The organism is Embleya sp. NPDC050493, from assembly GCF_044458105.1.
GTDB lineage: Bacteria > Actinomycetota > Actinomycetes > Streptomycetales > Streptomycetaceae > Embleya.
This window is the reverse complement of the sequence record NZ_JBITHP010000009.1, coordinates 286,465-312,461: the sequence shown is the minus strand read 5'-3', so window position 1 is coordinate 312,461 and position 25,997 is coordinate 286,465. Positions and strand designations below refer to the sequence as shown.

At 71.8% G+C, this 25,997-nt stretch carries 25 protein-coding genes, 1 tRNA gene and 1 pseudogene; 13 read left to right on the top strand and 14 right to left on the bottom strand.

All coding sequences use genetic code 11. The annotated features are described in order from the left end of the window. Nucleotides 1-923 precede the first annotated feature (923 nt). From ACIBM5_RS20445 to ACIBM5_RS20430, 4 genes are all read left to right on the top strand, one after another. Nucleotides 924-1,217: a hypothetical protein gene (locus tag ACIBM5_RS20445; protein ID WP_391587397.1), complete on the top strand. Its 294-nt coding sequence runs from the start codon at nt 924-926 to the stop codon at nt 1,215-1,217. Nucleotides 1,218-1,331: 114 nt separating this feature from the next. Further along, the gene (locus tag ACIBM5_RS20440; protein ID WP_391587396.1) at nt 1,332-1,784 is read left to right on the top strand and encodes a hypothetical protein; all 453 of its coding nucleotides are present in this window, start codon (nt 1,332-1,334) and stop codon (nt 1,782-1,784) included. Nucleotides 1,785-1,914: 130 nt separating this feature from the next. Next, on the top strand, nt 1,915-2,964 hold the full coding sequence (locus ACIBM5_RS20435) for a 5'/3'-nucleotidase SurE (RefSeq protein ID WP_396008150.1): 1,050 nt from the start codon (nt 1,915-1,917) through the stop codon (nt 2,962-2,964). Between the two features lie 107 nt (nt 2,965-3,071). Next, nucleotides 3,072-3,941 (top strand): spermidine synthase, encoded by an 870-nt coding sequence (locus ACIBM5_RS20430; RefSeq protein ID WP_396008149.1) that lies wholly within the window; start codon nt 3,072-3,074, stop codon nt 3,939-3,941. Nucleotides 3,942-3,978: 37 nt separating this feature from the next. Here ACIBM5_RS20430 and ACIBM5_RS20425 read toward each other — a convergent pair whose 3' ends face one another. From ACIBM5_RS20425 to ACIBM5_RS20390, 8 genes are all read right to left on the bottom strand, one after another. Next, a complete protein-coding gene (locus tag ACIBM5_RS20425; protein ID WP_391587393.1) occupies nt 3,979-4,788 on the bottom strand; it encodes an ABC transporter permease in 810 nt (269 codons plus the stop codon). Next, nucleotides 4,769-5,683: a 2-aminoethylphosphonate ABC transporter permease subunit gene (locus tag ACIBM5_RS20420; RefSeq protein ID WP_396008148.1), complete on the bottom strand. Its 915-nt coding sequence runs from the start codon at nt 5,681-5,683 to the stop codon at nt 4,769-4,771. The genes ACIBM5_RS20425 and ACIBM5_RS20420 overlap by 20 nt, the downstream gene beginning before the upstream one ends. Further along, complete coding sequence (locus tag ACIBM5_RS20415; protein WP_396008147.1) at nt 5,680-6,879, bottom strand: ABC transporter ATP-binding protein; 1,200 nt, start codon at nt 6,877-6,879, stop codon at nt 5,680-5,682. Before ACIBM5_RS20415 ends, ACIBM5_RS20420 begins: the two co-directional genes overlap by 4 nt. A 53-nt stretch (nt 6,880-6,932) precedes the next feature. Continuing rightward, complete coding sequence (locus ACIBM5_RS20410; protein ID WP_396008146.1) at nt 6,933-8,021, bottom strand: 2-aminoethylphosphonate ABC transporter substrate-binding protein; 1,089 nt, start codon at nt 8,019-8,021, stop codon at nt 6,933-6,935. A 27-nt stretch (nt 8,022-8,048) separates the two neighbouring features. Then, complete coding sequence (locus ACIBM5_RS20405; RefSeq protein ID WP_396008145.1) at nt 8,049-8,726, bottom strand: phosphonatase-like hydrolase; 678 nt, start codon at nt 8,724-8,726, stop codon at nt 8,049-8,051. 69 nt (nt 8,727-8,795) lie between these two features. After that, on the bottom strand, nt 8,796-9,920 hold the full coding sequence (locus tag ACIBM5_RS20400) for a TIGR03364 family FAD-dependent oxidoreductase (protein WP_396008144.1): 1,125 nt from the start codon (nt 9,918-9,920) through the stop codon (nt 8,796-8,798). A gap of 143 nt (nt 9,921-10,063) precedes the next feature. Beyond that, the gene (locus ACIBM5_RS20395) at nt 10,064-10,741 is read right to left on the bottom strand and encodes a GntR family transcriptional regulator (RefSeq protein ID WP_396008164.1); all 678 of its coding nucleotides are present in this window, start codon (nt 10,739-10,741) and stop codon (nt 10,064-10,066) included. Nucleotides 10,742-10,828: 87 nt separating this feature from the next. Beyond that, a complete protein-coding gene (locus ACIBM5_RS20390) occupies nt 10,829-11,992 on the bottom strand; it encodes a glycosyltransferase (protein WP_396008143.1) in 1,164 nt (387 codons plus the stop codon). Between the two features lie 171 nt (nt 11,993-12,163). On the opposite strand from ACIBM5_RS20390, the gene ACIBM5_RS20385 reads away from it, so the two are divergent. The 4 genes from ACIBM5_RS20385 to ACIBM5_RS20370 all read left to right on the top strand — a co-directional run bounded on the left by ACIBM5_RS20385 (nt 12,164) and on the right by ACIBM5_RS20370 (nt 14,613). Then, complete coding sequence (locus ACIBM5_RS20385; RefSeq protein WP_396008142.1) at nt 12,164-12,418, top strand: hypothetical protein; 255 nt, start codon at nt 12,164-12,166, stop codon at nt 12,416-12,418. Nucleotides 12,419-12,668: 250 nt separating this feature from the next. After that, nucleotides 12,669-13,577 carry an LLM class F420-dependent oxidoreductase gene (locus ACIBM5_RS20380; RefSeq protein WP_396008141.1) on the top strand — a complete coding sequence of 303 codons (909 nt, stop codon included), beginning with the start codon at nt 12,669-12,671 and terminating at the stop codon, nt 13,575-13,577. Next, nucleotides 13,574-14,056, top strand: a complete 483-nt coding sequence (locus ACIBM5_RS20375; protein WP_396008140.1) for an NIPSNAP family protein — start codon at nt 13,574-13,576, stop codon at nt 14,054-14,056. Before ACIBM5_RS20380 ends, ACIBM5_RS20375 begins: the two co-directional genes overlap by 4 nt. Next, nucleotides 14,053-14,613, top strand: a complete 561-nt coding sequence (locus ACIBM5_RS20370; protein WP_396008139.1) for a Dabb family protein — start codon at nt 14,053-14,055, stop codon at nt 14,611-14,613. Before ACIBM5_RS20375 ends, ACIBM5_RS20370 begins: the two co-directional genes overlap by 4 nt. 3 nt (nt 14,614-14,616) lie before the next feature. Here the strand turns inward: ACIBM5_RS20370 and ACIBM5_RS20365 are convergent, their stop codons facing one another. Further along, nucleotides 14,617-14,823, bottom strand: coding sequence for a DUF397 domain-containing protein (locus ACIBM5_RS20365; RefSeq protein ID WP_396008138.1), 207 nt, complete (start codon nt 14,821-14,823; stop codon nt 14,617-14,619). Between the two features lie 265 nt (nt 14,824-15,088). Here ACIBM5_RS20365 and ACIBM5_RS20360 point away from each other — a divergent pair, with 265 nt between their 5' ends. Continuing rightward, on the top strand, nt 15,089-15,526 hold the full coding sequence (locus tag ACIBM5_RS20360; protein ID WP_396008137.1) for an ATP-binding protein: 438 nt from the start codon (nt 15,089-15,091) through the stop codon (nt 15,524-15,526). 50 nt (nt 15,527-15,576) lie between these two features. Here the strand turns inward: ACIBM5_RS20360 and ACIBM5_RS20355 are convergent, their stop codons facing one another. Both ACIBM5_RS20355 and ACIBM5_RS20350 read right to left on the bottom strand, forming a co-directional pair. Continuing rightward, nucleotides 15,577-19,107: an AAA family ATPase gene (locus ACIBM5_RS20355; protein ID WP_396008136.1), complete on the bottom strand. Its 3,531-nt coding sequence runs from the start codon at nt 19,105-19,107 to the stop codon at nt 15,577-15,579. Continuing rightward, complete coding sequence (locus tag ACIBM5_RS20350; RefSeq protein ID WP_396008135.1) at nt 19,104-20,360, bottom strand: exonuclease SbcCD subunit D; 1,257 nt, start codon at nt 20,358-20,360, stop codon at nt 19,104-19,106. Before ACIBM5_RS20350 ends, ACIBM5_RS20355 begins: the two co-directional genes overlap by 4 nt. A gap of 194 nt (nt 20,361-20,554) precedes the next feature. On the opposite strand from ACIBM5_RS20350, the gene ACIBM5_RS20345 reads away from it, so the two are divergent. Then, nucleotides 20,555-20,902: a hypothetical protein gene (locus ACIBM5_RS20345; RefSeq protein ID WP_396008134.1), complete on the top strand. Its 348-nt coding sequence runs from the start codon at nt 20,555-20,557 to the stop codon at nt 20,900-20,902. A gap of 22 nt (nt 20,903-20,924) precedes the next feature. Then, a tRNA-Val gene (locus ACIBM5_RS20340) sits at nt 20,925-20,996 on the top strand. A gap of 74 nt (nt 20,997-21,070) precedes the next feature. On the opposite strand, the pseudogene ACIBM5_RS20335 reads toward ACIBM5_RS20340, so the two are convergent. From ACIBM5_RS20335 to ACIBM5_RS20325, 3 genes and pseudogenes are all read right to left on the bottom strand, one after another. Beyond that, nucleotides 21,071-21,547: pseudogene (locus ACIBM5_RS20335) on the bottom strand (transglycosylase family protein); the annotation flags it as partial. Between the two features lie 221 nt (nt 21,548-21,768). Next, the gene (locus ACIBM5_RS20330) at nt 21,769-22,089 is read right to left on the bottom strand and encodes a hypothetical protein (RefSeq protein WP_396008133.1); all 321 of its coding nucleotides are present in this window, start codon (nt 22,087-22,089) and stop codon (nt 21,769-21,771) included. A 263-nt stretch (nt 22,090-22,352) separates the two neighbouring features. After that, nucleotides 22,353-22,931 carry a GNAT family N-acetyltransferase gene (locus ACIBM5_RS20325; protein ID WP_396008132.1) on the bottom strand — a complete coding sequence of 193 codons (579 nt, stop codon included), beginning with the start codon at nt 22,929-22,931 and terminating at the stop codon, nt 22,353-22,355. Between the two features lie 198 nt (nt 22,932-23,129). Between ACIBM5_RS20325 and ACIBM5_RS20320 the strand changes: the two genes are divergently transcribed. Then, a complete protein-coding gene (locus ACIBM5_RS20320) occupies nt 23,130-25,286 on the top strand; it encodes a bifunctional glycosyltransferase 87/phosphatase PAP2 family protein (protein WP_396008131.1) in 2,157 nt (718 codons plus the stop codon). Between the two features lie 126 nt (nt 25,287-25,412). Then, entirely contained in the window at nt 25,413-25,844 is a 432-nt protein-coding gene (locus ACIBM5_RS20315; RefSeq protein WP_396008130.1) for an ATP-binding protein, read from the top strand. Nucleotides 25,845-25,997: the final 153 nt, after the last annotated feature.

Here is a 25,997-nt window from a genome sequence, read left to right as displayed (position 1 = left end):
ACGCCGCCAGCGTTCGTCCTGAGCCAGGATCAAACTCTCCATTGATGTTCACCGGTAATCCGGTGGAACACAATAAGTGAGCGGCGACTCTCCCGGAGGAATAGTCCGGGTATGTCGCCGGCGTCCTTGCTGTGACCTGGGCCCACTGACAGGACCCAGGATTTTCTTCAAAGGAACCACCAACACTGACCGCTGCTCCCCGAGTGGGAAGACGCTCAGCGCCGGGGGTGTTTCTTTGGCGTTGACTTTTGGCACGCTGTTGAGTTCTCAAGGAACGGACGCTTCCTTCGGTGCGGAATCAACCGCGCCCTCCGGGCGTTTAACGTTCAGTGTGTAGCTTGTTGAGCTTGTCTAGCTTGTGTTTCTTTTGTTTCGCTTTCGCGTTTCCAGCTTAGCACACCGTTTCGGCGGCTTCGCTTTCCTCGCTTTCGGCGTCCACCGCGTTTCCGCGTTTTCCGCCTCCCGGACTCTAGCAGATCTTGCGGCCCGCTTTTCGTCCGTTGCTTTCCGCCTTCGAAACTTTCGTTTCCTTGGCTTCCGGCTCTTCGAGCTTACCAGGTCTTTCGACCCGCTTCGCTCACCGCTTCGGCTTCGGAAATTTGTTCTTCCCGCTGCTTTCTGCGACGCCCCGAACATTAGCGGATCGCATTTCCCACCGTCTAATCGGCAGCAATTCGCGTTCCGGTGAATCTGCGGGGCACCCGGACACGGAACGACGCGTGTGATGCGCATGCGCAGCACACCCGGCTTCATGTGATCGGATTGGCCACCCCGGGACCAGCCAGCGCGGGCGCCTAGGCACGCGTCTGTCTCAGGTCTCCCTGTCGGGCAACTTGGAGGACCCTACCGGGGGCCCGGGGCCGACTGCAAACCGGCACACACAGGCTCCGTTTCGGGTGTTCGAACCCGAGCAGACTCCGGGCATGGTTACCTCAACTGCACGGCGAGTGAACCCGATCGCAACGGTCGTCAGTGTCGTGGCCGCCGCGATCGCAGTGATCATCGTCCTGCACATCATTCTGTTCGTTTTCGAGGCCAATCCCTCCAACGGCGCGGTGGAGACCATCGCCGACTGGGCGGACTGGCTGACCCGCTGGTCGCGGGACCTCTTCACCCCCGACAACGTCAAGGCGCGGGTCGCGGTGAACCAGGGGCTGGCCGCGGTGGTCTACCTCGCCGCCGGTGCGCTGATCTCCCGGCTGGTCAGCCGGGTCTGAGCGCGAGGCCGGGCGCGAGCGCGGTCGGCCCGATAGTTCCGTACGGTGGCGGCGCACCAGTCGTAATGATTGGGGTGGAGTACCGAACTGCACCGCCGCCGACCGGAGGGCCCCATGTCCCTGCTCACCCCGGACAGCCTGGGCGATCTCCTGGGCTTGTTCGATTTCGGGAACGGGTGTGTCACCCGCGTACGGATCGACGACCCGTTCAGCCCGGGTGGGGCCACGGCTCGCGTCCTGGTCGACGCTCGGGACCGGGAGCACGGCTGGCCGTGGATTCCCGTCGAGTTCACGCTCACGGGACTTCGCGACTACCGGGTCGAACACGGCAAGGGATTCTCCGGAATGCTCTATTTCGACCCGGTGCTGTCGTGTTTCACCGATGAGACGTACGGCGATCTCTTCTATCTGGACTTCGATCCGGTGGACGGACCCGGGGCGTACGAACCCGTCGACGCCGGTGACGTCGTCGGCCGGTCCCAGTGCTTCTTCGCCGCCGAGAGCTGCTCGTGGCGTGCCCTGCCGCCCACCGAGAGTCCCCGACTCCGACTCATTGGTAACGCTTAGGTCTCAAACCTTTCACTCACTAGGTTCAGCTTCTACGTTCACTCGCACCGGAATCGGCCGCGAGTGTTCGAGTCGTGAACGCTCGATCGTCGATTCCTCCGTATTCGGTACGAAGTCGAGTCGAGGAATCATGAAGCTTCAGCGGAAGCGCTTCGCCGCCCTGCCCGCCACCCTCGGTGCCGGCGCCCTGCTCCTGGCCCTGACCGGGAGTGCCGACGCGGCTCCCGGCCACGGCGACCACCGCCCGTCCGTAGCCGGGATGCGAATCCTGTTGAGCAACGACGACTCGATGCAGAACGCCAAGCCCGACGGTGCCGACGGCCGGGGCATCTACGAGGTACGCCGGGTGCTGTGTGCCGCCGGGGCCGACGTCGTGGTGATGGCGCCGTGGCAATTCATGAGCGGGTTCGGGACCGCGGCCACCGGCGGCGGCGCGCTCACCGTGTCCAGGCGCACCGCGCTGCCTGCCGGCTTCGAGGGCGACTGTGCCCAGGCCCCGAGCAAGGGAGCCGTCTTCGGGGTGTGCAAGGGCGACGCCCCGTGCGGCCCGACCACGCCGAGTGCCACCCCTGTGGACACCGTGCGGCTCGCCCTGCGCGGCGGGCTCGCCGCCAAGGTCGGCTGGCGGAACGGCCCCGACCTGGTGCTCACCGGGATCAACTCCGGACCCAACGTCGCCTCGGTCACCAACGACTCGGGCACCCTGGGCGCCGCCATCGCCGCGATCGACAACGGCAAGCCGGCCATCGCGCTCAGCGGCGGCTTCGACATGGCCTCGTTCAAGGTGACTCCGGCCACCTACCGGGCGTTCGCCGACTTCCTGCCCTCGTATGTGGCACAGCTCAAGGACCGCAAGGCGCTGTCGGACGAATACGTGATCAGCATCAACCACCCGAACGCGGTGCCGGGGAAGCAGCCCGGCCGGCCGGTGTGGACCGAGATCGGTACCGAGACCGTGGTCGCGATCCGGTATTCGGCCTCGCCCGACGGCGACACCTTCGCCATCGGCCAGGGCGACTGTGCGGTGCCCGGCACGTTCTGTCGCCCGGAGACCAAGCGGCATGCCGACTGGACCGAGCTGAACAAGGGGAACATCACGGTCTCCGCGGTGACCGGTGACCGCACCCTGCGCGGTGGCGCGGACGACAGGCTGGAGCGCTTCGTCCGAACCGGCCGCTGATCGCCGCCAAAGCGCACGGACCGTCCCGATCCGGGCCGAGACCGTCTCGATCCGAGCCGGGATCGAGTCGGTCCGCGTCGGGCGCCGACCGGCTCGATACTGGTCGGATGGCAGACAAGCAGCGTCGACGCGGTCGCGCCCCCGAGCCGATCCGGGCCGACGTGGGCTCCGGCAGCGTCGAGTTGGAGCCCGATCCGGATCGGTCCGGGGCGTGGACGCTGCGCCTGCACGGGTCGCCGCAGTCGCACGTGGATCTGGGCGACCCGACGTGGTTGGAGTTCGAGTACGTGCGTCGGCTCGGCCACGTGGTCGACCTGATCGCGGACGCCGGCAAGCCGCTGCGGGCCTTCCACCTCGGCGGCGGCGGGCTCACCCTGGCCCGCTACGTGGCGGCCACTCGGCCCCGGTCGCGGCAGCAGGTGGCCGAGTTGGACGCGGGGTTGGTGGAGTTCGTCCGCCGGGAACTGCCGTGGGAGAAGAACTGGCAGATCCGGATACGCACCGGCGATGCCCGCGAGGTGGCGGGCAAGGCGCCGGACGCCGCGTTCGATCTCGCCGTGGTCGACGTGTTCGCCGATTCGCGGGTGCCCGCGCATCTGACGTCGGCCGAGTTCGTCGGCGAGGTGGCCAGGACGCTGGCCCCCGGCGGGGTGTACGCGGTGAATCTGGCCGACGGCGGTCGGCTCGACTTCGTCCGCTCCCAGGTGGCGACGGTGCGCTCGGTGTTCCCGAATCTGCTGCTGATCGCCGACCCCGCGGTGTTGCGCGGGCGGCGGTTCGGCAATGTCGTCCTGGTCGCCTCGCACGGCGAGTTGCCGATCGGCGAGCTGGCCCGGCGTACGGCCGCCGACCCGTTCCCGGGGCGGGTCGAGCACGGCGCCGCGTTGGCCGACTTCCCCGGTGGGGCGGCCGTGGTGCACGACGCCACGGCGGTCGCGTCGCCGGCTCCGCCCGCGCGCACCTTCGGCCGCAACTGAGCCGACCGGCGCAGCGCCGGCGCCATCCGGCGAACCGCTACCGCCGCCGCTTGCGCTCCTCCACCCGGCCCTTGAGCAGGCCGACGACCAGGAGCACGATCAGCGTCGCGACCAACAGCACCACCGTGACCGCGGAGCCGAGCAGCACCTTGCCCCGGTCGGTCAGGGTGAAGACCGAGACCGGCAGCGTCCGCCACTCGGCCGGGTAGACCATGATCGTCGCGCCGACTTCGCCCATCGACAGCGCGATCGCCAGGCTCGCCGCCGCGGTGATCGACGGGAGCAGCATCGGCAGCCGTACCCGCAGCAGCACCCGGGCGGCGCTCGCGCCGAGCGACGCGGCCACGTCCGCGAAGGCCGCGTCGGTCCGGTCGAGGCCGGCCGACACCGTGGAGTACGCGAATGTCACCACCAGCACCGCGTGTGCCGCGATGACGATCCACTTGGTGCCGTTGAGCAGGATCGGGCCGTCGCTGAAGGCCACCAGCATGCCCAGACCGACCACCACCGAGGGCACCGCGACCGGCAGGTGGAAGACCGCGTCGGTGAGCCGGCGAATGAAGCGCGGCGCGGTCCGGGCGGCGATCGCCGCCCACGTACCGACCACGATCGCGATCAGCGATGCGCCCAGCGCCGTCTCGATGCTGACCACGAGGCTGTCGTGGTTGGTGCCCGCCGTGGCCTCGCGGATGTTCTCGCTCGTCCAGGACGCCGGCAGCACGCTGTTCCAGTCGCCGGCGAAGGCGGCGATGCCCAGGATCGCCAGCGGGGCGAGCACGAGGGGGGCGAAGACGAGTGCGAAGAGCGCCCAGACGAGGGCACGACCGCTACGCGACCAGACCAGCACGGCCGGCTCCTGTCCGGGAGAAGACGAATCGGTAGACCGCGTAGAGCGTGAGCGACAGCGCGACCTCGACCACCGCGACCACACACGCGCCCGGGTAGTCGAAGGTGACCGCGCCCTTGGCGTGGACGAGCATCGGCAGCGTGGTGACGTCCTTGGCGCCGATGAACAGCACGATCCCGAACTCGTTGAGCGTGAGCAGCAGGGTCAGGCTGCCGCCGGCCGCGAGTGCGGGCCACGCCTCGGGAAGCAGCACCTGGCGGATCACCCGCAGTGGTCCCGCGCCGAGCGAGGCCGCGATGTCCAGCCGGTCCCGGGGCACCAGTGCGAAGGCGGCAAGCAGCGGGCGCATCACGAACGGGGTGTAGAAGGTGATCTCGGCCAGCACCACGCACCACGGCGAGTACAGGAAGCCGACGAGTGGTTCGCCCAGCCCGAGCTTGTCCGCCGCCGCGTTGACCACGCCCGCCGTGCCGTACAGGAAGGTGAAGGCCAGCGCGATCAGGAAGGACGGGAAGGCGAGCACGGTGTCCACGATCCGCCCGACCGCCCGGGCGCCGGGGAACGGGACGAAGGACAACACCAGGGCCAGGAAGAAGCCGACGACCAGGCAGCCGAGGGTGGACAACACGGCGATCTTCACCGTGTTCCACAGCGCGTCGCCGAACGAGGGCGAGTTCAGCACGTCGCGCCAGACGTCCAGGCCGACGTGTTCGTTCTTGTCGACGAAGGACTGCTTGACCACGAGTGCGAGCGGATAGAGGAAGAATCCGGCGGCGAGCACGAGCGGCGGGAGCACCCACAATGCCCGGGACGCGCCGCCGCGGGCCTTGCTCACGGGCGTCGGGGCCGCGGTCGGTTCGGCCGCGGGCGGCGATTCGGTCAGGGTCGCGGTCATCCGGCCGCTCCCGCCGGGACCAGGACGCACGGCTCGGCGGGCAGCGCCACGCCGAGTCGCTCGCCGAGCGCCGGCACCCGGGCCAGGTCGGCGACGTCGATCCGGATCTCCCGGCCCGACCGCCCCGACTGTTCCGACCGCTCCCGCTCACCCGGTTTCCCCGCCGGGCCCGTCGCTTCGTCGAGCACGCAGGTCAGCCGGTAGTCGGCACCGCGCCACTGGATCGCGGTGAGCGTCGCGGGCAGCGTGTCCGGGTGGTCGACCGCGGTCGCCCCGAGGGTGTGCGGGCGGGCCACCAGCATCGCCCGCTCGCCCTCGGCGAACGCCCGGGTGGGATCGGCGGCGACGGTCAGTCCGCCCACCGCGACCTCGACCGTGTCGTCCCCGGCCGTGCACGCCGCGAGCACCCGCGCGCCGAGCAGGTTGGCCGCGCCCAGGAAGGATGCGGTGAACTCGCTGGGCGGACGCCGGTACAGCCGATCCGTGGCGTCCAGGTCCACCAGCCGCGCATCCCGCATCACCGCGATCCGATCGGCGAGCGCGAGGGCCTCGGTCTGGTCGTGCGTGACGTACATGATCGCCACGTCCGGCAGGTCGGCCCGCAACCGCTGCAACTCGCCGAGCAGGTCGGCGCGCAGCGTCGCGTCCAGCGCGGACAGCGGTTCGTCGAGCAGCAGTACGGGCGGACGGATGGCCAACGCGCGGGCGATCGCCACCCGTTGCTGCTGGCCGCCGGACAACTCGCGGGGGTAGCGCCGGGCGTAGCTCGCCATGCCCACCATGTCCAGCGCCTCGGTGACCCGGCGGGCCAGCTCGGCACGCGGCACCCGGCGGGCCTTGAGGCCGAAGGCGACGTTGTCCGCGACCCGCATGTGCGGGAACAGCGCGTAGTTCTGCACGACGACGCCGATTCCGCGCTTGTTCGGCGGCTCGTACGTCACGTCGCGCCCGGCCAGGGTGATCCGTCCGGAGGCGGGCCGGAGGAAACCCGCGACCGCCTTGAGTGCCGTGGACTTGCCCGAGCCGGACGGTCCGAGCAGCGCGACCGTCTCGCCTCGGGCGACCTCCAGGCTCAGCCCCTCCAGGGCCACGACGGATCCGTAGCGGACCGTCAGATCCTGGATGCCGATCGCCGCTGCGATCGGCGCTGCGTGCGCGGTGGTCGCCTCGGTGCGCTCGATGGCTGGTGCGGTCATGCGGGTTCCCTCCCTGTCCGCGGTTCTCTCGGGGTGTGTCCGGACCGGTCGGGTCAGCGACCGACGGCCTTGTTGTAGTCGGCCAGGTCGGCGTCCAGTTCCTTGAGGACCGTGTCCCATTCCGGCGTCCAGATCTCCACGCCCTCCAGGGCCTTGGCGATCTCGGCGGCGTTGGCGTCGGTCGGCTTGACGTCCTCGCGGACGGGCAGGCCGAGCGCGTCGGCGGAGACCGAGGTCTGCGCCTCCGGGGAGAGCAGGTAGTCCATCAGCTTGCGGCCGTTGTCGGCGTGCGGGGCGCCCGAGGACAGGCCCATGAAGTACGGCAGCGCGAATGTCGAGGCCTTGCCCGCGTCGTCGGCCGGGAACCAGACCTTGAAGTTGGACTTGTCGTTGTGGATCGACGCCAGGTTCATCTGCAGGTCGCCGTTGGCGACGCTGAGTTCGCCCTTGCCGACCTTGGGCTGGAGCTTGCCGGTGGAGGAGGACGGGCCGACGTTGTTCGATTCGAGCCGCTTGAGGTAGTCGAGCGCGCCCTGCTTGCCGTACAGGTGCTGGAGCTGGATCAGCACGGCGGTGCCGTCACCGGCCTGGCCGGGCGTGGAGTACTGGAGCTTGGACTTGAACCGGCCGTCGGTCAGCTCTCGGAACTTGGTCGGCGCGGGCTTGGCCTGATCGGGGTTGTAGATCCAGGACGCGTAGTTGTCGACCACGGCCACATAGCGGCCCTGCGCGTCCTTCGAGGTCGCGGGCACCTTGTCGGCGCCGGCCGGCGTGTACGCGGTGAGCAGGTTCGCCTGGGCCGCGCGCTGGATGAACGGCGGCAGCGTGATCGCCACGTCGGCCTGCGGGTTGCCCTTCTCCTTCTCCATGCGCGTGACCACCTCGCCGGAGCCGGACTCCACCAGGTTGACCTTGATCCCGGTCTTCTTCTCGAAGTCCGCGAAGCGCTTGGTGTACCAGTCGGCGAGCCCGTCCACGGAGTAGACGGTCACGCTGCCCGAGCCCTTGGCCGGGGCGCCGCCGGGGGCGGCGTTCGCGGCGGGTCCGGTGTCGTCCGAGCCGCTCCCACCGGTCCCGCCGCAGGCGGTCGCGGTGAGGACCACCACGGTGGCGGCGGCGGTGAGGCCGAGGATGCGTCGCATGGGAAATCGCCCTTTCGAAAAGACGAATCAGCCCTGGAGCAGGGCGGGGAGGTCGCGGATGGAGCCGAGCACGTGGGTGGCGCCGGCCGCTTCGAGCGCGGCGCGGTCGTGGGCGCCGGTGAGCACACCGGCGGCGATCGAGGCGCCGGAGCGCAGTCCGGTGAGCACGTCGTACGCGGTGTCGCCGACCACGGCGACCGCGCGCAGGTCCTCGACGCCCAGACGCAGCACCGCGGTGAGCACCATGTCCGGGTACGGCCGGCCGCGTCCGGCATCGGCCGGGCACAGGGTCAGATCGGCGAGGTCGGTCCAGCCGAGCGCGGCCAGGATCGCGTCCTGGGTGGGTCGGCCGAAGCCGGTGGTCAGGGCGACGGCGACGCCGGCCGCGCGCAGTGCGCGGATGGCGTCCTCGGCACCGTCGATCGGCGCGCAGCGGCCCTGCGCGACCAGGTCGGCGTAGGCGGCCTCGAAGGCGAGGTTGGCGGCTCGGGCGCGCTTTTCGTCGCCGTCGAGCAGGGCTCGGAAGACGGTGATCTTGCTCTCGCCCATGGTGGCCTCGACGTAGTCGAGCTTGCGCACGAAGTCGGCGGAGCCGACCTCGACGCCGACCGCGCCGATCGCCCGGGTGAACGCCTCGACGACGAGGCCGTCGTCGGCGACGGTGGTGCCGGCCATGTCCAGGACGGCGAGTTGACAGTGCGTCATCAGTGGTGCTCCGGTGGGCTTTCGGCGAAGGGTGGCGGGTTCGGGGTGGCGCGACGGCGCCGGGCGCATCTAGAGGCCGGCGAGGTGCGCGGTGCGTTCGGCGATGGCGGGTGAGCAGGTCATCCCGCGTCCGCCGGGGCCGGTCACCAGCCAGGTCGCCGGGGCGACCTGCTCGCGGTGCACGACGCGGGTGGTGTCGGTGGTCTGCGCGTACACCCCGGCCCAGCGGCGGCGTACGGCGGGCAGCGGGCGGCCGAGCAGCCCCTCGGCGACCTCGACCAGGTGCTCGTAGGGCGCGGAGTCCACGTCGAACGTGAACGGCTCGTCGTATTCGTGGGTGTCGCCGATGGTCAGGCCGCCGTCCAGGCGCTGGACCATCAGCAGCTGCATGCGGTGCTCGGCGGGCACCGGCGCCTGCGGGTGGGCGCTCTTCAGCGCGTCCAGCGCGGTGCCGGCGTAGGCCGGGTAGTAGCGGAAGCTGTCGCCGTCGGCGACCGAGGTGGTCAGCCGCTCGTCGAGCGGGTCGGTCTGCATCATCTGCAGGCGCACCCGGCGCACCGGCAGTTCCGGGGCCAGCTCGCGGACCAGGCCGGTCAGCCAGGCGCCGGTGCACAGCAGCACCAGGTCGCCCTCGTGGGTGTGTCCGTGGTCGTCGCGCACGCCGGTGCCGCTCGGCAACAGGTCGCGCACCTCGCGGCCGGGCAGCCAGGTGTAGCGGCCGCCGGCCGCGAGGTGCGCGCGCAGCGCGGGCAGCGCGACCCGGGACTCGACCGCGCCGTCCCGCTCGCACCACAGCGCCGCGTCGAAGGTGCCGCGCAACGCCGGGTTGTGCTCTCGGGCCTCGTTCGGGGTGAGCAGCTTCAGGCCGCGCTCGGCGGCGTCGGGGCGGGCGAGGGCCGCTTCGGCCACCGCGACCTCCTCGGCGCCTCGACACACCGTCAGCGAGCCGTTGGGCCGAAAGCCGGTGCCGGGCACGTCGGCGCCGATCCGCTCCCACAGCTCGCGGGCCCGCAGGGCGGTGTCCAGTTCGTCGCCGCCGGCCCGGCCGCCGATCCACACCAGGCCGAAGTTGCGCACCGAAGCACCGCGCGCCTCACGCTCGCGCTCGATGTGCACGACCTCGTGACCTCGATCGATGGCCTGCCAGGCGTGCATGGTGCCCAGCACGCCACCTCCGACGACGATGACTCGCACCGGCTTCCTCCACGTTCTCGGGGGCGAATGCGACCAGCTTGGGAGCGGTCGATGCCGAGCATGCGGAGGCGGTGTGTCGCCCGGGTGAACAGTCCGTTAAGGTCCGAACCTGTTACCTTCTCGTTATGAAAGCCGGATGGGGCCTATGCCCGCAGGCGCGTGGCGAAACCCATCCGGTCCCCCCGGAACAGCGCCCGGACCCGCTCGATGGGCACCCCCTCCGGGTCGTAGGACGTGCGCATCACCAGCAACATCGGCAGCGCCGGGTTGGTCTCCAGGAGCAGCGCCTCGCGCGGCGCGGCCAACACGGTCTCCACGGTCTCGTCCATCTCCGCGAACACCACGCCCAGGTCCTTTTGCAGGCACAGGTACAGCGAGCCCTCCGGGCGCAGGACCTCCAGCAGGGTGGGAAAGCGGTCCAGCGGCAGATAGGTGCTCTCCAGGCCGATCGGTTCGTCGTCGGCGAGCAGCACCCGCTCCAGGTGCACGGTCAGGTCGCCGGTCCGGATCCGCAGCCGGTCGGCCAGGTCGGGCTGCGCGACGTGGTGTTCGAGGGTGACCACGCGGCGGCCGGGGGTCAGGCCCATCGAGCGCACCGCCTCGGTGTAGCTGCCGAGGCTGACCGGCTGCATGAGCTTGGGCGGCGCGACGTAGGTGCCCCGCCCGCGGGCGGAGCGCAGTCGGCCCTCCATCACCAGCTCGCCGATCGCCGCCCGCAGGGTGCTGCGGGCGACGCCGTAGTTCGCGGCGAGTTCGCGTTCGGAGGGCAACAACGCGTCCTCGCCCAACTCGTCCATGAGTTGGAGAAGGCTCATCTTCACCGTGTACGACTTGGGGACGCGGCCGTGTTCGGGGACGCCGTCGCGATAGGGACGGGCCGTGGAGTCTGGGCTGGGCACCCACGGAGCCTATTCGGCCGGCGCCGGGTACGTACGACCCTTCCACGCCGCCCCCCGCCCGCGGGCGTGCCGGACCGCCGAGTGCACGGTCATCCCCAGGTACAGCGTGGCAGCGAACGGCAACAACACCGCCGCCGCGGCCGGCCGTCCGTAGTAGCGCACCATCGGCACATAGGTCGCGGTCATCAGCGCCCACACGGCGAGCCCGAGCAGCGCGAGCGGGGCATCCGCGCCGATGATCCCGGCGCACAGGGCCACGGGTGCGGCCAGATAGATCAGCGCCAGGCCCAGCACCGTGCCCGCGAGCAACAACCAGGAGTGCCGCAGCTGGGCGAAGGCACTGCGCGCGACCATGTTCCACAGATCGGCCAGTGCCGGGTAGGGCCGCACGCTGTCCACGTGGTGCGCGGGATCCGCGAGCACCAGTCGGATCCGGCCGCCGGCCCGCTTGACCGCGGTGCCCAGCGACACGTCGTCGATCACCGCGTCCCGGATCGCCGCCACGCCGCCGGCCCGGGCCAGGGCGGTGCGCCGGACCAGCACACAGCCGCCCGCCGCGGCGGCGACCCGCGAGTGCGGCCGATTCACCCGGCGGAACGGGAAGAGCTTGCCGAAGAAGTACACGAAGGCGGGCACGATCAGCTTCTCCCACCGGGTGTGCGTGCGCAGCCGGGCCATCACCGACAACAGGTCGAGCCGGTCCCGCTCGGCCTCGCCGACCAGGCGGGCGAGCGAATCCGGCGCGTGCGCGATGTCCGCGTCGGTGAACAGGATCCAGTCCACCTCGCCCACCGACTCGACGCCGTGCCGCAGCGCCCACAGCTTGCCGGTCCAGCCCGCGGGCGGCTCGCCCGGCGAGGTCACGGTCAGCGGCACCCGGCCGGCCGCTCCCAGCCGTCGGGCCAGCTCGCCGGTCCCGTCGGTGCTGCCGTCGTCGACCACGAGCACCTCGGCCCGGCCGGGAAAATCCTGCGCGAGCAGGGTGGGCAGGCTGTCCCCGAGCACCGCCGCCTCGTCCCGGGCGGGCACGATCACCGCCACCGACACGGCGTCGGCCACCGGCCCGGGCGAGCCCGTCAGGCGCACGTCGGTGCGCCAGAACCAGCCGTGGCACAGCGTCAGGTAGAGCCAGGCGAGACCGGACACGGCGGTGACCCACAACAAGACGTCCACATCGGAAGCCTGCCGGCTCGCCCACGCCACTCGGGCGCTCCTTCCGGGTGAAGTCCGCGCGCGAACGGAGTCCTCGGGTCAAGAGCGTGCGCGCGCGGCCCGATATCGGGTATGGGAGCCGTTCTCGACAGTTGTAGTGAACTACCCATCGGCAGAAGGGCGGTGCCCGTCATGGGCGACGCGACGACGAGGACCCAGGAGCATGTTCGCGGCGGGGCCACCCGCTGGCAGGGATTCGAGGTCGGTACCCGCGTGCGCGTGCAGGTGGGCCTGAGCACGGGCCACGTCGGCGAGGTGTGCGAGGTGTTCGCGGACGCGCATCGGCCGCCGCTGTCCCCGTATCAGTGGTACACGGTGCGTTTCGCCGACGGCCTGCGCCCGCTGTATCGCCACGACGAGCTGGTCGAGCTGGTCGAGCTCTCCTAGGGGACTGCCCCGACCCGTCCCTTCGGCCCCTGTCGGGCCGCTCTCCGGACCGCGTGCGCCCGCGCCCCGATGGCGGGCGCACGCGGCATGCCGTGCCCAAGCGGCACGGGACGGGTCCTGGTGCCGCGCCCGGCACCAGGCGAGGTCGAGGAGCCCTTCGGCCGCGTGTCCAACGACACCGTCGGTCGGGCCTTGCGCTCGCACGCCTGCCGAGGCAGGGTGCGGGCACGGGATCTGAAAGGGCGTCAGAATGACGATCAAGCTGGGCGTGATGGCGCCCTTCGCGGACGGTCTGATCACCTCCGGCGGCTTCCTGCGCGACTTCGCCGGGACGCTGGAGGAGTGCGGCGTCGAATCCGTATGGACCGTCGAGCACGTCGTGGTCGCCGAGGATTACGAACCCCTGTACCCGTACTCGGATTCCGGTCGCACGCCCAGCGCCGCCGGCGTCGTACCGATGCCCGATCCGCTGGAGACCATCGCCTTCCTGGCGGGCGCCTCGCGCACGTTGCGGTTCGGCACGGCGATGGTGGTCGCCCCGCTGCACAGCCCGGTGGTGCTGGCCAAGCGGGTCGCCACCATCGACCGGCACTCGGCCGGCCGGCTGATGCTGGGCCTGGGCATCGGATGGCAGAAGGAGGAATACGCCGCCGTCGGCGCCTCCTTCGCCGAGCGCGGGGCCCGACTGGAGGAGTGCGTCGGCGCGATGCGCGCGCTGTGGGCCGACGCTCCCGCCACCTTCCACGGCCGGTTCACCACCTTCGAGCGGGTGCACTGCCTGCCCCGGCCCGAACGCGGCGCGGTACCGGTGATCCTGGGTGGCAACAGCGAGCCCGCCGTGCGCCGGGCCGGTCGCATCGGCGACGGCTGGTTCCCGTACACGATCGGCGCGGAGGAGTTCGAGGCGCGCGCCGAACTGTTGCGCGCTTCGGCGCTCTCGGCCGGTCGGGCCGAGGACGCGGTCGAGATCACCGCGTGGCCCGGCTCGTGCGACCGCGATCTCCAGCACGATCCGACCTGGGTCCGTCGCTTCACCGACGCGGGTGCGAGCCGCCTGGTGTTCGCGCCCACTCCGGCCGAACTGGCCGGTCCGAATGGGCTGGACACGTTGCGCGAGCGCATCGCGCAGTACCGCGAGAGAGTGCTGGACAAGCTGTGAGCAGCGGCGTCGACCCCGCCACCGGGGTGGTGAACATTCTCGACCACGTCACGCTGACGAACGATCAGGTGGCGCCGTGGCTGGGCCGGTTCCATGATCACTACCTGCCCGGCGCGCAGCGCCGCGGCATGCGACTGGAACGGGTGTGGCGCTCGCCGGCGGGCCGCGACGCGACCACCGTGCACATCCTGTGGGTGCTGCCCGGGATCCGTGCCTTCTACGCGATGCGCGGTGCCGCGGCGGCGGATCCGGAGGTCGCGGCGTTCTGGGCGGCCACCGACAGCCATGCGCTGGAGCGGCAACGTCGTGCGCTGCAACCGGCGATGCCCGAACCCGCCGACACACCGGCCCCGGACCCCGCGGCCACGGGCGCGGCCGGGACGGCTCCCGCCGAGACGGGTACAACCGGAACGAATCCCACCGTGGCGGCCCCCTCCGGGGCGGACCGCACGGCACACCGCAGCGGAGCACACACATGACACGTTGGGTGGTGCTGGCCGCAACCATGCCCGGTCCCGGACTCGCCGGGGTGCGCTCGGCCGGACCGGATCTGCCCGGCAGCGTCGGCGGGCACGGCTTCTCGTGGGATCTCGACGCCGGCGCGGCGCCCGAACTTCCCGCGCACGCCGAGGCGGTCGCGCTGCGCCCGGTACGCGCCGCGTTCGTGCCGACGACCGGACCGCGGATCAAGCGCACGCTGCTGTTGACCGTGCGTACCGGCACATCCGCCGACGTGCTCGCGGAGTTCGAGTCGGATCTGATCGCCATGCCGGACCACATCGCGACCATCCGTTCGTGGGCGCTGTCCCGGGTGGCGCGGCGGGCCGGGCGGGCGTCGCCGTGGACGCATGTGTGGGAGCAGGAATACGCCACGGTCGAGGGCCTGACCGGCGAGTATCTGCTGAACCCCTATCACTGGGCGCACGTGGACCGCTGGTTCGACGGCGAGGTGCCCGGGTCGATCGTCGAACCGGGCCTGGCGCACGTCTTTCGGCACAGCGACCCGCCGGTGCTCACCGCAGCCGATTCTGACTGATCGTCAATTCCGGCGCCCGACAAGGGCAACCAACAGGTGCGTCCACTCCCGATCGGTGAACCGCAGGACCGCGCAGGCACGTTGCTTGGAATCACGCACCACCACCTCGCAGGGGTGCCGATTCACCACTTCGACGCAGTTCCCCTGCACGCTGCTGTACGAGCTCCGTCGCCACGTCGGTGCGTGGGTTTCCCGCGACAAGGTCGCCATCGGCCCGTCACCCCTGACTTGTCGAGGCCACGCCGACGGGCGACCAGAACCCGCTGCCTCCATGTGAGGGCCGGGGACATCGCCCGATCGGGTGAACCGTGTACACGCGGACACCGAAGTGGCGGCGAGAGTTGCACCACCGGGTTTCGTGGAGCATCCTACCGAGCACCCTCACTTTACGCGCTTGCAAGATCACTTAAAGCGACGGGACGGGGCGGGGCCGCTTGCGGGGGCAAACGCAGCCCACGCAACAGGAGGTAGCTGCATGACCACCCTGGCCGATCCGGAAGTGGCGGATGCAGAGGACGAGGTCAGCCCGACCATCACGCTGCCGGCGATGCCCGCATGCGTGTCCGCCGTGCGGGAGCATGTCCGCGTGGCACTGACGGTCTGGGACCTCGACTCTTTGTCCGACATCGCCGTACTTCTCGCCTCCGAACTGGCGACCAATGCCGTACGTCACGCGGGCCTGGGACGCCCGTTCAGCGTCGTGGTCCGTCGAGATCGCGCCCCGGACGGCGCCGCCTGCGTATGGATCGAGGTGCACGACACCGACACCCGGGCACCACAGGTGGTCGAAGCCGCCGACGACGACACCACCGGCCGCGGCCTGCTGCTGGTCGAATCACTCTCGGACGGCTGGGAATCGGTCCCCGAACCCGGCGGCAAGTGTGTGCGCTTCCGACTCGCGATGACCGCCTGACCCGCCCACCCGGGCCACCGCCGGCCTCCTCGACCGGCGCGCCCTCCGGCTCACCCCGCCGCCGGCTCACCCGCCGGCGAGCGGGCCACGTAGACCGGCAGTTCGTGCACGTGGGCGCGGCCGGGCGCAAGCGTGTCCACGGCGAGCCGACCCAGGTGCGGGTGGTGGGTGAACAGCACCACCTGGAACCGGTCGGCCATCGCGTCCAGCACCGCCAGCATCGCCCGCGTGCGTCCGTCGTCGAAGGTCATCGCGATGTCGTCGAGCACGATCGGCATCGCCCGGCCGGCATCCGCGTACGCGTCCAACGAGGCCAGCCGCAGCGCCAGATACAGCTGATCGCGAGTGCCCTCGCTCATCTCGTCCACGCCGATCGACCCGGCCGCGAACGCGCCGGAGCCTTGCGCACCCGGCGACGAGGAGCCGCCGGCACGGCGCGCACGCAGCACCGGGGCACCCTTGCGGCCGTCGGTCTCCACGAGCAGCCGATCGAAGCGGCCCGCGGTCAGCGCGGTGAAGACCTCCTCCGCCCGGGCCAGCACCGGGGCCTGGTTCTGCTTGCGGTAGTCCTCCATGCAGCGCAGCAGCACCTCGCGGGCCAGCCGCAACCGGACGAACTCCTCGGTGTCCTCGGCGATCGCCGCGACCGTGCCGGCGGCCTCCTCCTGCGCCCGGGCGGCGGCCGTCGACTCGCGCTCCAGGTCCAGCACGATCTGCCGGCGCCGACCCAGTGCCTCGCCCGCCGCGGCGTACGCCGCCTCGGCCTCCTCGACGCGGCGCGCGGCGTCCTCGATCTCCACGTCGAGTTCCTCGGGCGTGTAGCGCGCGGCTTCCTGTTCGACCTCCGGCGACAGCAGCTCGCGATGGTCGGCGAGCGTGCCCTCGATCTCCCGTATCCGGTCGGATCGCCGCACCGCGCGGCGCAGTTCGTCGGCATCGGCGGCGCCGGCCCCGGCGACCAGCGCGGCGAGCTCGCCGGCGACGTGCTCGACCGCCTCCCGCCCGGCCGCGACCGTGCGCTCCAGCCGGTCGATCCGCTCGGCGAGCCGATCGCGGGCCGCTTCGGCGTTGCGGGCCGAGGTCAGTTCCTCGTACAGCGCGAGCACGGCCGCGAACGCCGGTCGGCCGTCGACCTCGGTCGGCACCGGGCGCCCGCAGGCGGTGAACACCTCGGCCACCCGCGCGCCGAATCCGGCCACCCGGTCGGCGGCGCGGGCCCGACGCAGCTCCGCCTCGGCCGCGTGGCCGACCGCTGCCGCCACCTTGGCCAGCGTGCCCACCGCGGCGGCGACCGTGTCGGGGTCGCCCTCGGGCAGGTCCAGGCCGTGCACCAGGTCGTACCAGCGCCGCTCCCACGCGGCGCGCTCGTCCCGGGCCCGGTCCGACTCCGCGCCCGCCTCGGCGAGTTCGGCCTCGGCCTCGCGCACGGCCGCCAGCGCGCTCTCGCGCAGCCGCGCCGCGTCGGCGAGCGCGTCGCGGCGTGCGTCGGCCTGTTCGATCAGCGCGGCCAGGGTGCTCGTCGTGGTCGGCGCGCCGGATTCGGCCAGTGCGGTGCGAAACGCGGCCACCAGCTCGGCGGCCCGCTCGCGGCCGGCGGTCAGTCGGGCTCGCACCGTGCGCGCCTCGACCTCGACCCGGGCCAGGTCCCGGATCGCGTCCAGCAACGCGGCGGCGTCGTGCGGGTCCGGCGCGGGCAGCCCGCAGGCCGCCCAGGTCCGCGTCCACTGCGCCGCGAGCTCGTCCCGGCGCGCGCTCGCCTCCTGCCGCCGCTCGGCCAGTCGGGCCAGCGTGCGTTCGTCGTGTTCGAGGTCCACCCGGAGCCGGCCGCGCCGGACCGCGTCCTCGGCCCGGCGGGCGATCCGCTCGGCGATCTCGTCCGCGGCCCGAACCGCGTGCTCGAACGCGTCGATCCGGTCGTCGGTCAGCGGCGGGCTCGCACAGATCTGCGTCCACAACCGGTCCCGCTCGGCGCGGGCGGCGGCCCAGTCCGCGGGCACGGGCGGCGGATCGGCGAGCGAGAGCATGGCGAATTCGCGGCGCCGCGCGTCGTGTTCGGCCACCGCCGCGTCCCGGGCCGTCGTGATCGTGTGCAGTTCGTCCAAGACCCGGGTCGTCTGCTCCACGTGGTCGGCGACCCGCTCCCGGCCGGGCAGCGGCAGTCGCGCCGCGTGGTCGTCGGCGAACAGGGCCGGGTCGTGCAGACCGTGCCGGGCGCGCAGATCCTCCGCCTCGCGTTCGAGCTCGGCCACCCGCTGCTCGTCGCGCACGATGTCCTCGACCAGGCTGCCCGGCACCGCCCGACGCAGCGCGCGCAACGCGGCCGGGTCGCCGGGCTCGGGGGTCAGGTCGCAGGCCGCACGGGCCGCGTCCAGCCGGGCGCGACGATGCGCGACCTGCTCGGCGGCGCCGGCGAGCCGGGCCTCGCACATCTTGAGCCGGTCGCGCAGCTCGGTCACCCGTTCGCCCACGCCGGCCGGCACGTCGTACGCGGTGGGATCGTCGAGGGCGCGGTCCGGACGCACCCGGAACAGCAGTTCGGCGGCGCCCGCCCGGGTCTGCGACGCCTCGGCGTCGGCGTCGGCGGCCAGGTCGACCGCGTCGCGCACGGCCGCGACGTCCGCGTGCAGCGCCTCCACCTCGGCGGCGTGCGCCGTCAACACCCCGTCCACCACCACGTCGGCCGCCTCGACGCGGGCCTCGGCGAGGTCTCGGGCGGCGCGCGTGACGTCCGCCGCGGCCTCGCGGGCGCGCTCGTCCAACGCCTCCAGTTCGGCCGTGAGTTCGGCGGCGACCGGCGGGCCCTCGGCGAGCAGCTCGGCCCGCTCGGCATCCAGCGCGCTCCTGCGGGCCAGCACCGGAAGCGCCTGCCGGATGCGATCCAGCCGGTTCGCCGCGGCCCGCGCATCGCTGCGGTCCCGGCCGAGCCGATCGCGCTCCTCCTCGGCGCGCCGGGCCTCCTTGACCGCCTCGCCGAACACCGAGGGGGCCAGGCCGTCGTCCTGGACCCGCTTGCGCAGCCGGCCCAGTTCGGTCAGTCCGGCGTTGATCCGCTGGTTCTTCCCGCGCGTCTTGTACAGCTCGTCGGCGCGCTCCTCCAGGCGGGTGAGCACCTCGCCGAGCCGGGCCGAGGAGCGCGACTCGAACAGTGCCCGCCCGATGTCCCCCTCGCCCCGGAGCAATTCGGCCCCGCCCTCGCGCAGCCCGGCGTGGTCCAGCGCGAACACGTGCCGGAAGTCGTCCCTACCCACGCCGGCGAGCACCCGGGTCAGCTCGGTCTCGGCGAGCACCGTGCCGTCCGCGCGGGTGAGCGGATTCTTGTCCCGCTTGTGCCGCACCACGTCCAGCACGCTCCCGTGCTCGTCGCGCACCAAAGCGCCGAGCTTGAGGTCGCGCATCGCGTGCACGAAGTCGTACGAGGTCTGCCGGTCCATCCCGTACAGGAGTTGGTCCAGGGCGTGCCGCACGGTGGACTTGCCGGCCTCGTTCGGGCCGCAGATCACGTGGACGCCCGGCGCGCCGAGCTCGATGTGCCGGTCGGTGAAGCAGCCGAACGCGATCAGGTCGAGCCGGTCGATTCTCATCCGGACTCCCCGTCGCTCCCGGTGACCAGCGCGGTGAGCAGGTCGACGGCCTGGTCGAAGATGTCCGCGCGCCAGGTCGGATCCGCGGGCGCGATGCCCTCCTCGGCCACCTTGGGGTCGAGCGTGCGCAGCCCCGGCACCGCCCGGACCAGTTGTTCCAGTGCGGTGGGATCGGCGCGCAGCGCCCGGGCGGTGCGCGCCAGGTCCTCCACCAGCGTCGGCAACTCGACGCCCGCGTCGCCCAGGTCGCGGTGCCGGGTCTCCAGTCGGACCTTCTCCAGCCACACCCCGGAGAACTCGGCGGCCAGGGCACGGGTCTCGAACACGAACCGGCGTTCGTCCCGCCACAGCGCCTCGTGTGCGGCACTGGCGCCGACGATCCGGACCCGGGTGGCCAGCAACCGGTCGCCGGCCGCGGCCCGCTCCTCGGCCAGGTGCCGGCGGACCGCGTCCAGCACGTCCTCGATGTCGCTCGCCCCCGTCGCGTCCACGTCCAGCCGCGCCCACCGCACCACGTCCAGGTCGCGGTGCTCGATCGCGGCCCGGCCCCGGTCGCCGTCGACGGTGATCAGCGTGGCGCCCTTGGGCCCGGTCTCCCGGGCGTGCCGGCCCTGCACGTTGCCCGGGAAGACGATCCACGGCTCGGCCTCGTGCACCACCTCGCGCGTGTGCACGTGGCCGAGCGCCCAGTAGTCGTAGCCGCGCGAGACCAGATCGCCGACGCTGCACGGCGCGTAGTTGGCGTGCCCTTCGGCGCCGGTCAGCGCGGTGTGCAGCAGCCCGACGTTGAACATCCCGCCGCGCGGCGCCGGGTAGCTCACCGCGAGGTTGTCGGTCACGTCCCGGACGGCGAAGCCCTGGCCGTGCACGGCCAGACCGAGATCCTCGAACGTCACGGTCTCGGGACGCATGGTGGAGAACCGGTGCACGTTGGCGGGCAGGCGCAGTTCGCGGGTGATCCGGCTGTCCGCGTCGTGATTGCCCGCGACCAGCAGGACCGGGATGTCCGCCTCGGCCAGGCGGCGCATCTGCACGGTGAAGAACAGGCCGGTGTGGTAGTCCTTCCAGTCGCCGTCGTAGATGTCGCCCGCGAGCAACACCGCGTCGACCGCCTCGGCCAGGGCCAGGTCCACCAGATTGACCACCGCCCGGCGGGCCGCCCCGCGAATCCGGGTCGCGGGCGCTCCCTCGTAGCCGGAGAGTCCCCGCAGCGGGCTGTCGATGTGCAGGTCGGCGGCGTGCAGCAGCTTCATCGAGCGGGGCGCCTCCGGTCGGCGGTCACACGGGCAGCCCAGGATAGGCACACGGCACCGACAGGGCAGGCGTTTCGGCCCGTCCGGCAAAGGTGGGGCTGGCCCCACCCCCGATCCGCCAGGCACCTACCTGGTTCGCGGGCGGCCTCCCGGCCAGGCTGGAGGAAACGCTGCACATCCGCCCTGGAGCCACCGTGACAGTTCGCCACACCGACCGGAGCCGGTCGGTCCCGACCGCTCTCGCCGCCTGCGCGGTGTGTGCGGTGGCCGGCGCGATCCTGTGTCTGGCGGCCGCCCACCGGGACGGGTTCTCCGCCGACCTGGACCTGATCGGACTGCTGCGCCGGCCCGCGCCGCCACTCACCCTGGTGTTCGGCATCTGCGGTCTGCTGGTGGCACTGCGCGCCCGTCCGGGCGGCGGAAAACCGGTTGAACCCGATCGGCATTCGGCGGCACTGTGGAGGCTCCGCCGAAGGGCGGTGGGTACGAGCGGGCCGCCCCGTCACGGGGAGGGGGCGACCCACTCGCGCACTACTGGTTAGGATGTGCACGAAACCTACGCAGGCTCGCGTAGCTCAGCGGGAGAGCGCCTCGTTCACACCGAGGAAGTCACTGGTTCGATCCCAGTCGTGAGCACCGAACATCCGATGATCCACATCGGTTCGCTTCCATCGAGGGCCGCTCCTGCGAGCGGCCTTCGGCACGTCCAGGACGGTGCCCGGCACCAGGCGGTCCGGGTCCGGGCCGATCACGTCGATGTTCGCCGCGTACAGCGCCTGCCACCCGCCGATCACGCCGAGGTCGCGAGCGATCGAGGACAGGGTGTCGCCCGCCTTGACCGTGTAGGTCGCCCCGAGCAGCCCGACCTGTCGGGCGCACTGCGGCCACGCCTCCCAGCCCTGCATCAGCAGGATCTCCTCGGCGATGGCGATCTGCTCCTCGCGGGTGGCCCGGTCCGGGCGGGTGGCGTACTCCTGCCCGCCCGCCTCGTCCCAGGTGCTCGGCAGGATCTGCAGCCCGCCGTAGTAGCCGTTGCCCGAGTCCAGGTCCCAGCGACCGTTGCTCTCGCAGTCCGCGATCCGGTCCCAGATGCGTTCCTCGACCGCCCCGGCGGGTGCCGCGGGCAGCACGATCAGTCCGGCGCCCACGACGCCGGCGATCAGTAACAGGACGGACGATCCGATCATCAGCTTGGCCATGTCAGCCGACAGTAGGCAGCGAACGCCCCGAATCGGGTGACCGGACCGCGGGCGGGCCGACGAATCACCCGGGTGTCCCAACGCGGGCGCCCTCGCATCCGGGCACGGCCCGCGCGGAGCGACGCCGATTTCCGGGGTGGTCACGGGTCTGCCCGGGAGCCGAGGCCCGGGCCCTGCCCGGCGGACGGCGACCCGACCTCGGACGGGTCCTAACCGAGGTCCGGCAGCAGGTCGGAGGGGATGTCCAGCCCCGAGGGAAGCAGTCCGGACGGCAACAGGCCCGAGGGCACGCCCGGTTGCCGGGGTGCCGGGGTCGCGGGGGACTTGCTCGGGCCGTCCTCGCCGTCGTCCCCGCGGGCGACCAGGATGATCACGGTGACCACGACCGCCACCACCACGAGCGCAATCACCAGCGTGATCAACGGGTTGCCGCGCCGGCCGCCGCGTTGTGGCGGCGGGGGCGACTGCCCGGGTTGTCGCGGCTGCCCGGGTTGTTGCGGGTACGGCGGTGGCGGTTCGTGGTGCGACACGGCTTCGACTCCCCCAAGCGACCGGTGTCGGGGCCGAACTATCCCCGAACGCCCATGCTGTCACGATCGGGACGCCCAGGCGCCGGTCTACCGAAGTCCGGGCACGGCGATCACCGAATCGAGGGGAATCCCGAACCGGCCCGGCGCGGGCCGACCGGCGCCGGTCCCGCTGCCGGATGCCGGACGCGGTGCGACGCCCGTCCGGAGCCCCGGTTCGGCTCGCATCCGCGGTCGTACGGGCCTCGTTCCGCGCGGGTCCCGGGTCAGCACAGGTCCTTGGACAGCAGCTCGAACTCCAGGTCGTCGCGCAGTGGCCTGCCGAACCGCTCGTTGCCGTACGGGAACGGGGACGACACGCCGGTTCGGGCGAAGCCGCGCCGCTCGTACCAGGCGATCAGCTCGTCGCGCTGGCGGATCACGGTCATCTGCATGCGCTTGGCGCCCCACCGCTCCACCGCGACCCGCTCGGCCTCGGCCAGCAACGACCGGCCCAGGCCGCCGCCCTGCCGACCCGGTCGTATCGCGAACATGCCGAAGTAGACGACCGAGTCCGCACGGCGCTCCAACTGGCAACAACCCAGCAACACGCCGTCGCGCTCGGCGATCCACATCACACTGTCGGCCCCCTCGACCACCGCCGCGACACCGTCGATGTCGGTGCGCTGCCCCTCCAACAGGTGTGCCTCGGTGGTCCAGCCCTGCCGGCTCTCGTCTCCGCGATAGGCGGACTCGATCAGCTCCACCAGGGCAGGGATGTCGGTTGGTCCGGCCTGGCGGAAGGAGACGGGGATGAGCCCCTCGGGGGACTTGTGCGTCCGCGTCGACGCGTCCTGCGGCACCATTGTTGTTTCTCGCCCCTCGTCGATTCGGCGATGTGTTCCATGCCGCCCACGAGCGTACGGCGCGGGTCCGGCGAGGGCCCCTCCGCTTTCCGTCACACTCGGGCGGTGACAAGGTGTCCGAAGCGTGGCAACCGGATGGCCTCGCCACGGATCGAGGGCCATCGGGCGACAAGACACGGAAAACGGGAGAAGTCGCACATGGTGAGGGCAGGCGTTCGCCGGCTGCTGGACATACGAAGGACCAGGATCTCTCTGGCCCTGGTGGGTCTGTGGCTGCTCGCCGCATGCGTCGCCATCCGACAGGCCAACGAGGTACTCGACCGACCCCATGACCGCAGGCTGCCGGAACTGGACGCCTGGCTCGGCCCGGAGGGTGTCCTGCACCTGCCCGGCTCGCTCTACGACACCGATTCGCGCGGCTCCACGTTCACCGGCACGCCGTTCGCGGGCTGGGTGCTGCGCCCGCTGACCAAGGCGGCGGAGAACGCGTTGGGCGTCGCGTGGACGATCGTCACGCTGCTGATCGTGGCCGCGATCGGGGTGCTGGTCGCGTATGCCCTTCCGGCGTTTCGCACGCGTCGTGCGCGGCTGCTCGCCGCCCCGCTGATCATCAGCCTCCTGGTGTTGTCGCTGCCGGTCCGGGGCAACCTGTCGCTCGGCCAGATGAGCCTGCTCCCGGTGCTGCTCGTGCTGCCCGTGATGCTCCGACCCGCTCCGGGCAGGCTCGCCTCGATCGCCGCCGGCGTCGCCACCGCGCTGCACCCGGCGATGTTGTTGTTCGCCGTCTACCTGTGGATGACCGGCAAGCAGCGTGCCGCCGCGAACACCACCGCCACCTTCCTGGCCTGCACCGCGCTCGCCTGGATCACCATGCCGCGCGACTCGTTCACCTACTGGGTGCACCACGTCGCGGGTGCGGGTCTGGGTGGCGACGCCGACGCGCTGTCGAATCAGTCGCTGCACGGCCTGTTGTTGCGGATCGGGCTCTCCGGGCCGCTGGAGATAGTGCTCGTGGTGGTGCTGTCCGCGGCGGTGTTGTGGTTCGGCCTGCCGCGCGCGGTGGCCTACGCCAAGGACGGACAGGCTCTGCTCGGCGTCGCGCTGGCCGGCTGTGTGATGGTCGCGGTGGCTCCGGTGTCCTGGCAGCACCAGCAGTTGTGGATCCTGCTCGCCGCCGCCGGTCGCCTCGGCGCCCGGCAGACCGACCGCATGGTGTGGCCGGTCGCGGTCTTCATGATCATGACGTTCGACAGCAAGACGCTGATCTGGGGCAAGTTGTCCGCCGTCCGGGTGGTCGCCGACAACGGGCCACTGCTGCTCGCGATCGCCTCGGCCTGCGCGGTGCCGTTCATCACCAAGACCTCGGCCGAGTGGACCCCGCGGGCGATGCCGCAGGGGGCCGCCGCGCAGAGCCGGTTCTCCTGGATCCCGGCGCTGCCGTTCGGCTGGCGTCCGCTGTCCCGGCCCAACCTGCTGCTCGAACTGCTGATGATCCGGGTCGGCTACCAGGTCTACTCGTTCATCCGGGCGTCGGTGCCCGACCAGCGCCGGGTCGCCGAGACGCACGGGCAACAGATCATCGACATGGAGAAGTTCCTGCACGTCGACGTCGAGCGGAGTCTGAACCACTTCGTGGCGAGGATCGGCTGGCTGGAGAACGGCATGAACTTCTTCTACGAGACGTTCCACTTCATCGTGCCGCTGACCATCCTGGCGATCCTGTACGTGCGCAAGCCCGCCGCGTACCGCTCGGCCCGCACCGTGCTGAGCGTGGCCACGATCACCGGCCTGGTCGGTTTCTGGCTCTACCCGCTCGCGCCGCCCCGGCTGATGCCCGGCTACGACTACATCGACACCGTGCACGGCGTGCAGGACCTGAACAATCCGGACTTCGGCGCCCTCACCAAGATCTCCAACCAGTACGCGGCGATGCCCTCGCTGCACGTGGGCTGGTCGCTGTGGTGCGGCCTGATGATCCTGGCCATCGCGCCCAAGGGTTGGCGCTGGCTGGGCCTGCTCTATCCGTTGTCCACCACGCTGGTGGTGATGGGCACCGCCAACCACTGGATCATGGACGCGGTCGGCGGCGCCGCGGTGGTCGCCCTCGGCTTCGCGGTCCAATACCTGCTCACCGGTCGCTCGGCGTTCTCGGTCGAGCCGCCCGCCGTGCCGGACCCGGTGCCGGTGTCGGCCGGCGCCGGGACGGGGTCGGGTTCCGGCTCCGCCGAAGCGGCTGACACGGCGATACCGCCTCAGGCCGGCGAGTCGGTGATGATCACCCGTCCGTTGGCGTCAAAGCAGGATGATTCCGATCCACGCGACGATCCGGACAAACAGCCGGTCAGCCGCAAATAGTGACGACACTCCTTGCCATTACCAATACTTTGCCAACAATGCCCGCAACTCGATCGTGCTTCGAGCGGTAGTCACTGTGGTCGGTGCCGGAGGGGCCCGACCTTCAGTGACACCACGAGGAGCACCATGACGCACATCTCGCGCCGCGTAGCCCAGGCCGCGCTGCTCATCGCCGCGGGCGCCGCCCCGATCCTCGGCGCCTCGACCGCGCAGGCGGCGGACCTGCCCACGGGTGGCCTCGGCGCGCTGACCCAGCCCGACGTCGGCGGCCTCGCCGACAAGGTCCCCACGGCCACCGAGGGCGCGGGCGACGTGGCTGGTGGGACGGCCTCGAAGACTCTGCCGGCGGCCTCGAAGACCGCAGGTCAGGCGGCCGCCACCACGGCCGGCAACGCGAACAGGACGGTCGGCGAGAGCGCCGCCGTGGCCGCTCCCGCCGCCGGCCAGGCGGTCGCACAGGCCGCCCCCGCCGCCGGTCAGCTCGCCGCCGGCGGCGTGCCCGCGGCTCCGTCCCTGCCCGCCGTGCCCTCCCTCGGCGGACTCCCGCTGGGCGGCTGATTCATTCGGTTGGAATCCCAGTGAAACCGGCGGGGGGGGGGGGGGGGGGGGGGGGTTTGGGCCCCCCCCCCCCCCCCGGGGCGCCCCCCCCGCCCCCCCCCCGGGGGGGGGGGAACGCAAGGGGTGACCCCCCGGGGGGGTTTGGAGAACTGG

Excerpts from the sequence above, each read along its gene's own strand:
- ACIBM5_RS20360 (WP_396008137.1), top strand. The coding sequence starts at position 15,089 with ATGACCACCCTGGCCGATCCGGAAGTGGCGGATGCAGAGGACGAGGTC.
- ACIBM5_RS20440 (WP_391587396.1), top strand. The coding sequence starts at position 1,332 with ATGTCCCTGCTCACCCCGGACAGCCTGGGCGATCTCCTGGGCTTGTTC.
- ACIBM5_RS20320 (WP_396008131.1), top strand. The coding sequence starts at position 23,130 with ATGGTGAGGGCAGGCGTTCGCCGGCTGCTGGACATACGAAGGACCAGG.
- ACIBM5_RS20365 (WP_396008138.1), bottom strand. The coding sequence starts at position 14,823 with ATGGCGACCTTGTCGCGGGAAACCCACGCACCGACGTGGCGACGGAGC.
- ACIBM5_RS20415 (WP_396008147.1), bottom strand. The coding sequence starts at position 6,879 with ATGACCGCACCAGCCATCGAGCGCACCGAGGCGACCACCGCGCACGCA.
- ACIBM5_RS20420 (WP_396008148.1), bottom strand. The coding sequence starts at position 5,683 with ATGACCGCGACCCTGACCGAATCGCCGCCCGCGGCCGAACCGACCGCG.
- ACIBM5_RS20435 (WP_396008150.1), top strand. The coding sequence starts at position 1,915 with ATGAAGCTTCAGCGGAAGCGCTTCGCCGCCCTGCCCGCCACCCTCGGT.
- ACIBM5_RS20350 (WP_396008135.1), bottom strand. The coding sequence starts at position 20,360 with ATGAAGCTGCTGCACGCCGCCGACCTGCACATCGACAGCCCGCTGCGG.
- ACIBM5_RS20430 (WP_396008149.1), top strand. The coding sequence starts at position 3,072 with ATGGCAGACAAGCAGCGTCGACGCGGTCGCGCCCCCGAGCCGATCCGG.
- ACIBM5_RS20380 (WP_396008141.1), top strand. The coding sequence starts at position 12,669 with ATGACGATCAAGCTGGGCGTGATGGCGCCCTTCGCGGACGGTCTGATC.
- ACIBM5_RS20385 (WP_396008142.1), top strand. The coding sequence starts at position 12,164 with ATGGGCGACGCGACGACGAGGACCCAGGAGCATGTTCGCGGCGGGGCC.
- ACIBM5_RS20325 (WP_396008132.1), bottom strand. The coding sequence starts at position 22,931 with ATGGTGCCGCAGGACGCGTCGACGCGGACGCACAAGTCCCCCGAGGGG.
- ACIBM5_RS20410 (WP_396008146.1), bottom strand. The coding sequence starts at position 8,021 with ATGCGACGCATCCTCGGCCTCACCGCCGCCGCCACCGTGGTGGTCCTC.
- ACIBM5_RS20445 (WP_391587397.1), top strand. The coding sequence starts at position 924 with ATGGTTACCTCAACTGCACGGCGAGTGAACCCGATCGCAACGGTCGTC.
- ACIBM5_RS20315 (WP_396008130.1), top strand. The coding sequence starts at position 25,413 with ATGACGCACATCTCGCGCCGCGTAGCCCAGGCCGCGCTGCTCATCGCC.
- ACIBM5_RS20405 (WP_396008145.1), bottom strand. The coding sequence starts at position 8,726 with ATGACGCACTGTCAACTCGCCGTCCTGGACATGGCCGGCACCACCGTC.
- ACIBM5_RS20355 (WP_396008136.1), bottom strand. The coding sequence starts at position 19,107 with ATGAGAATCGACCGGCTCGACCTGATCGCGTTCGGCTGCTTCACCGAC.
- ACIBM5_RS20370 (WP_396008139.1), top strand. The coding sequence starts at position 14,053 with ATGACACGTTGGGTGGTGCTGGCCGCAACCATGCCCGGTCCCGGACTC.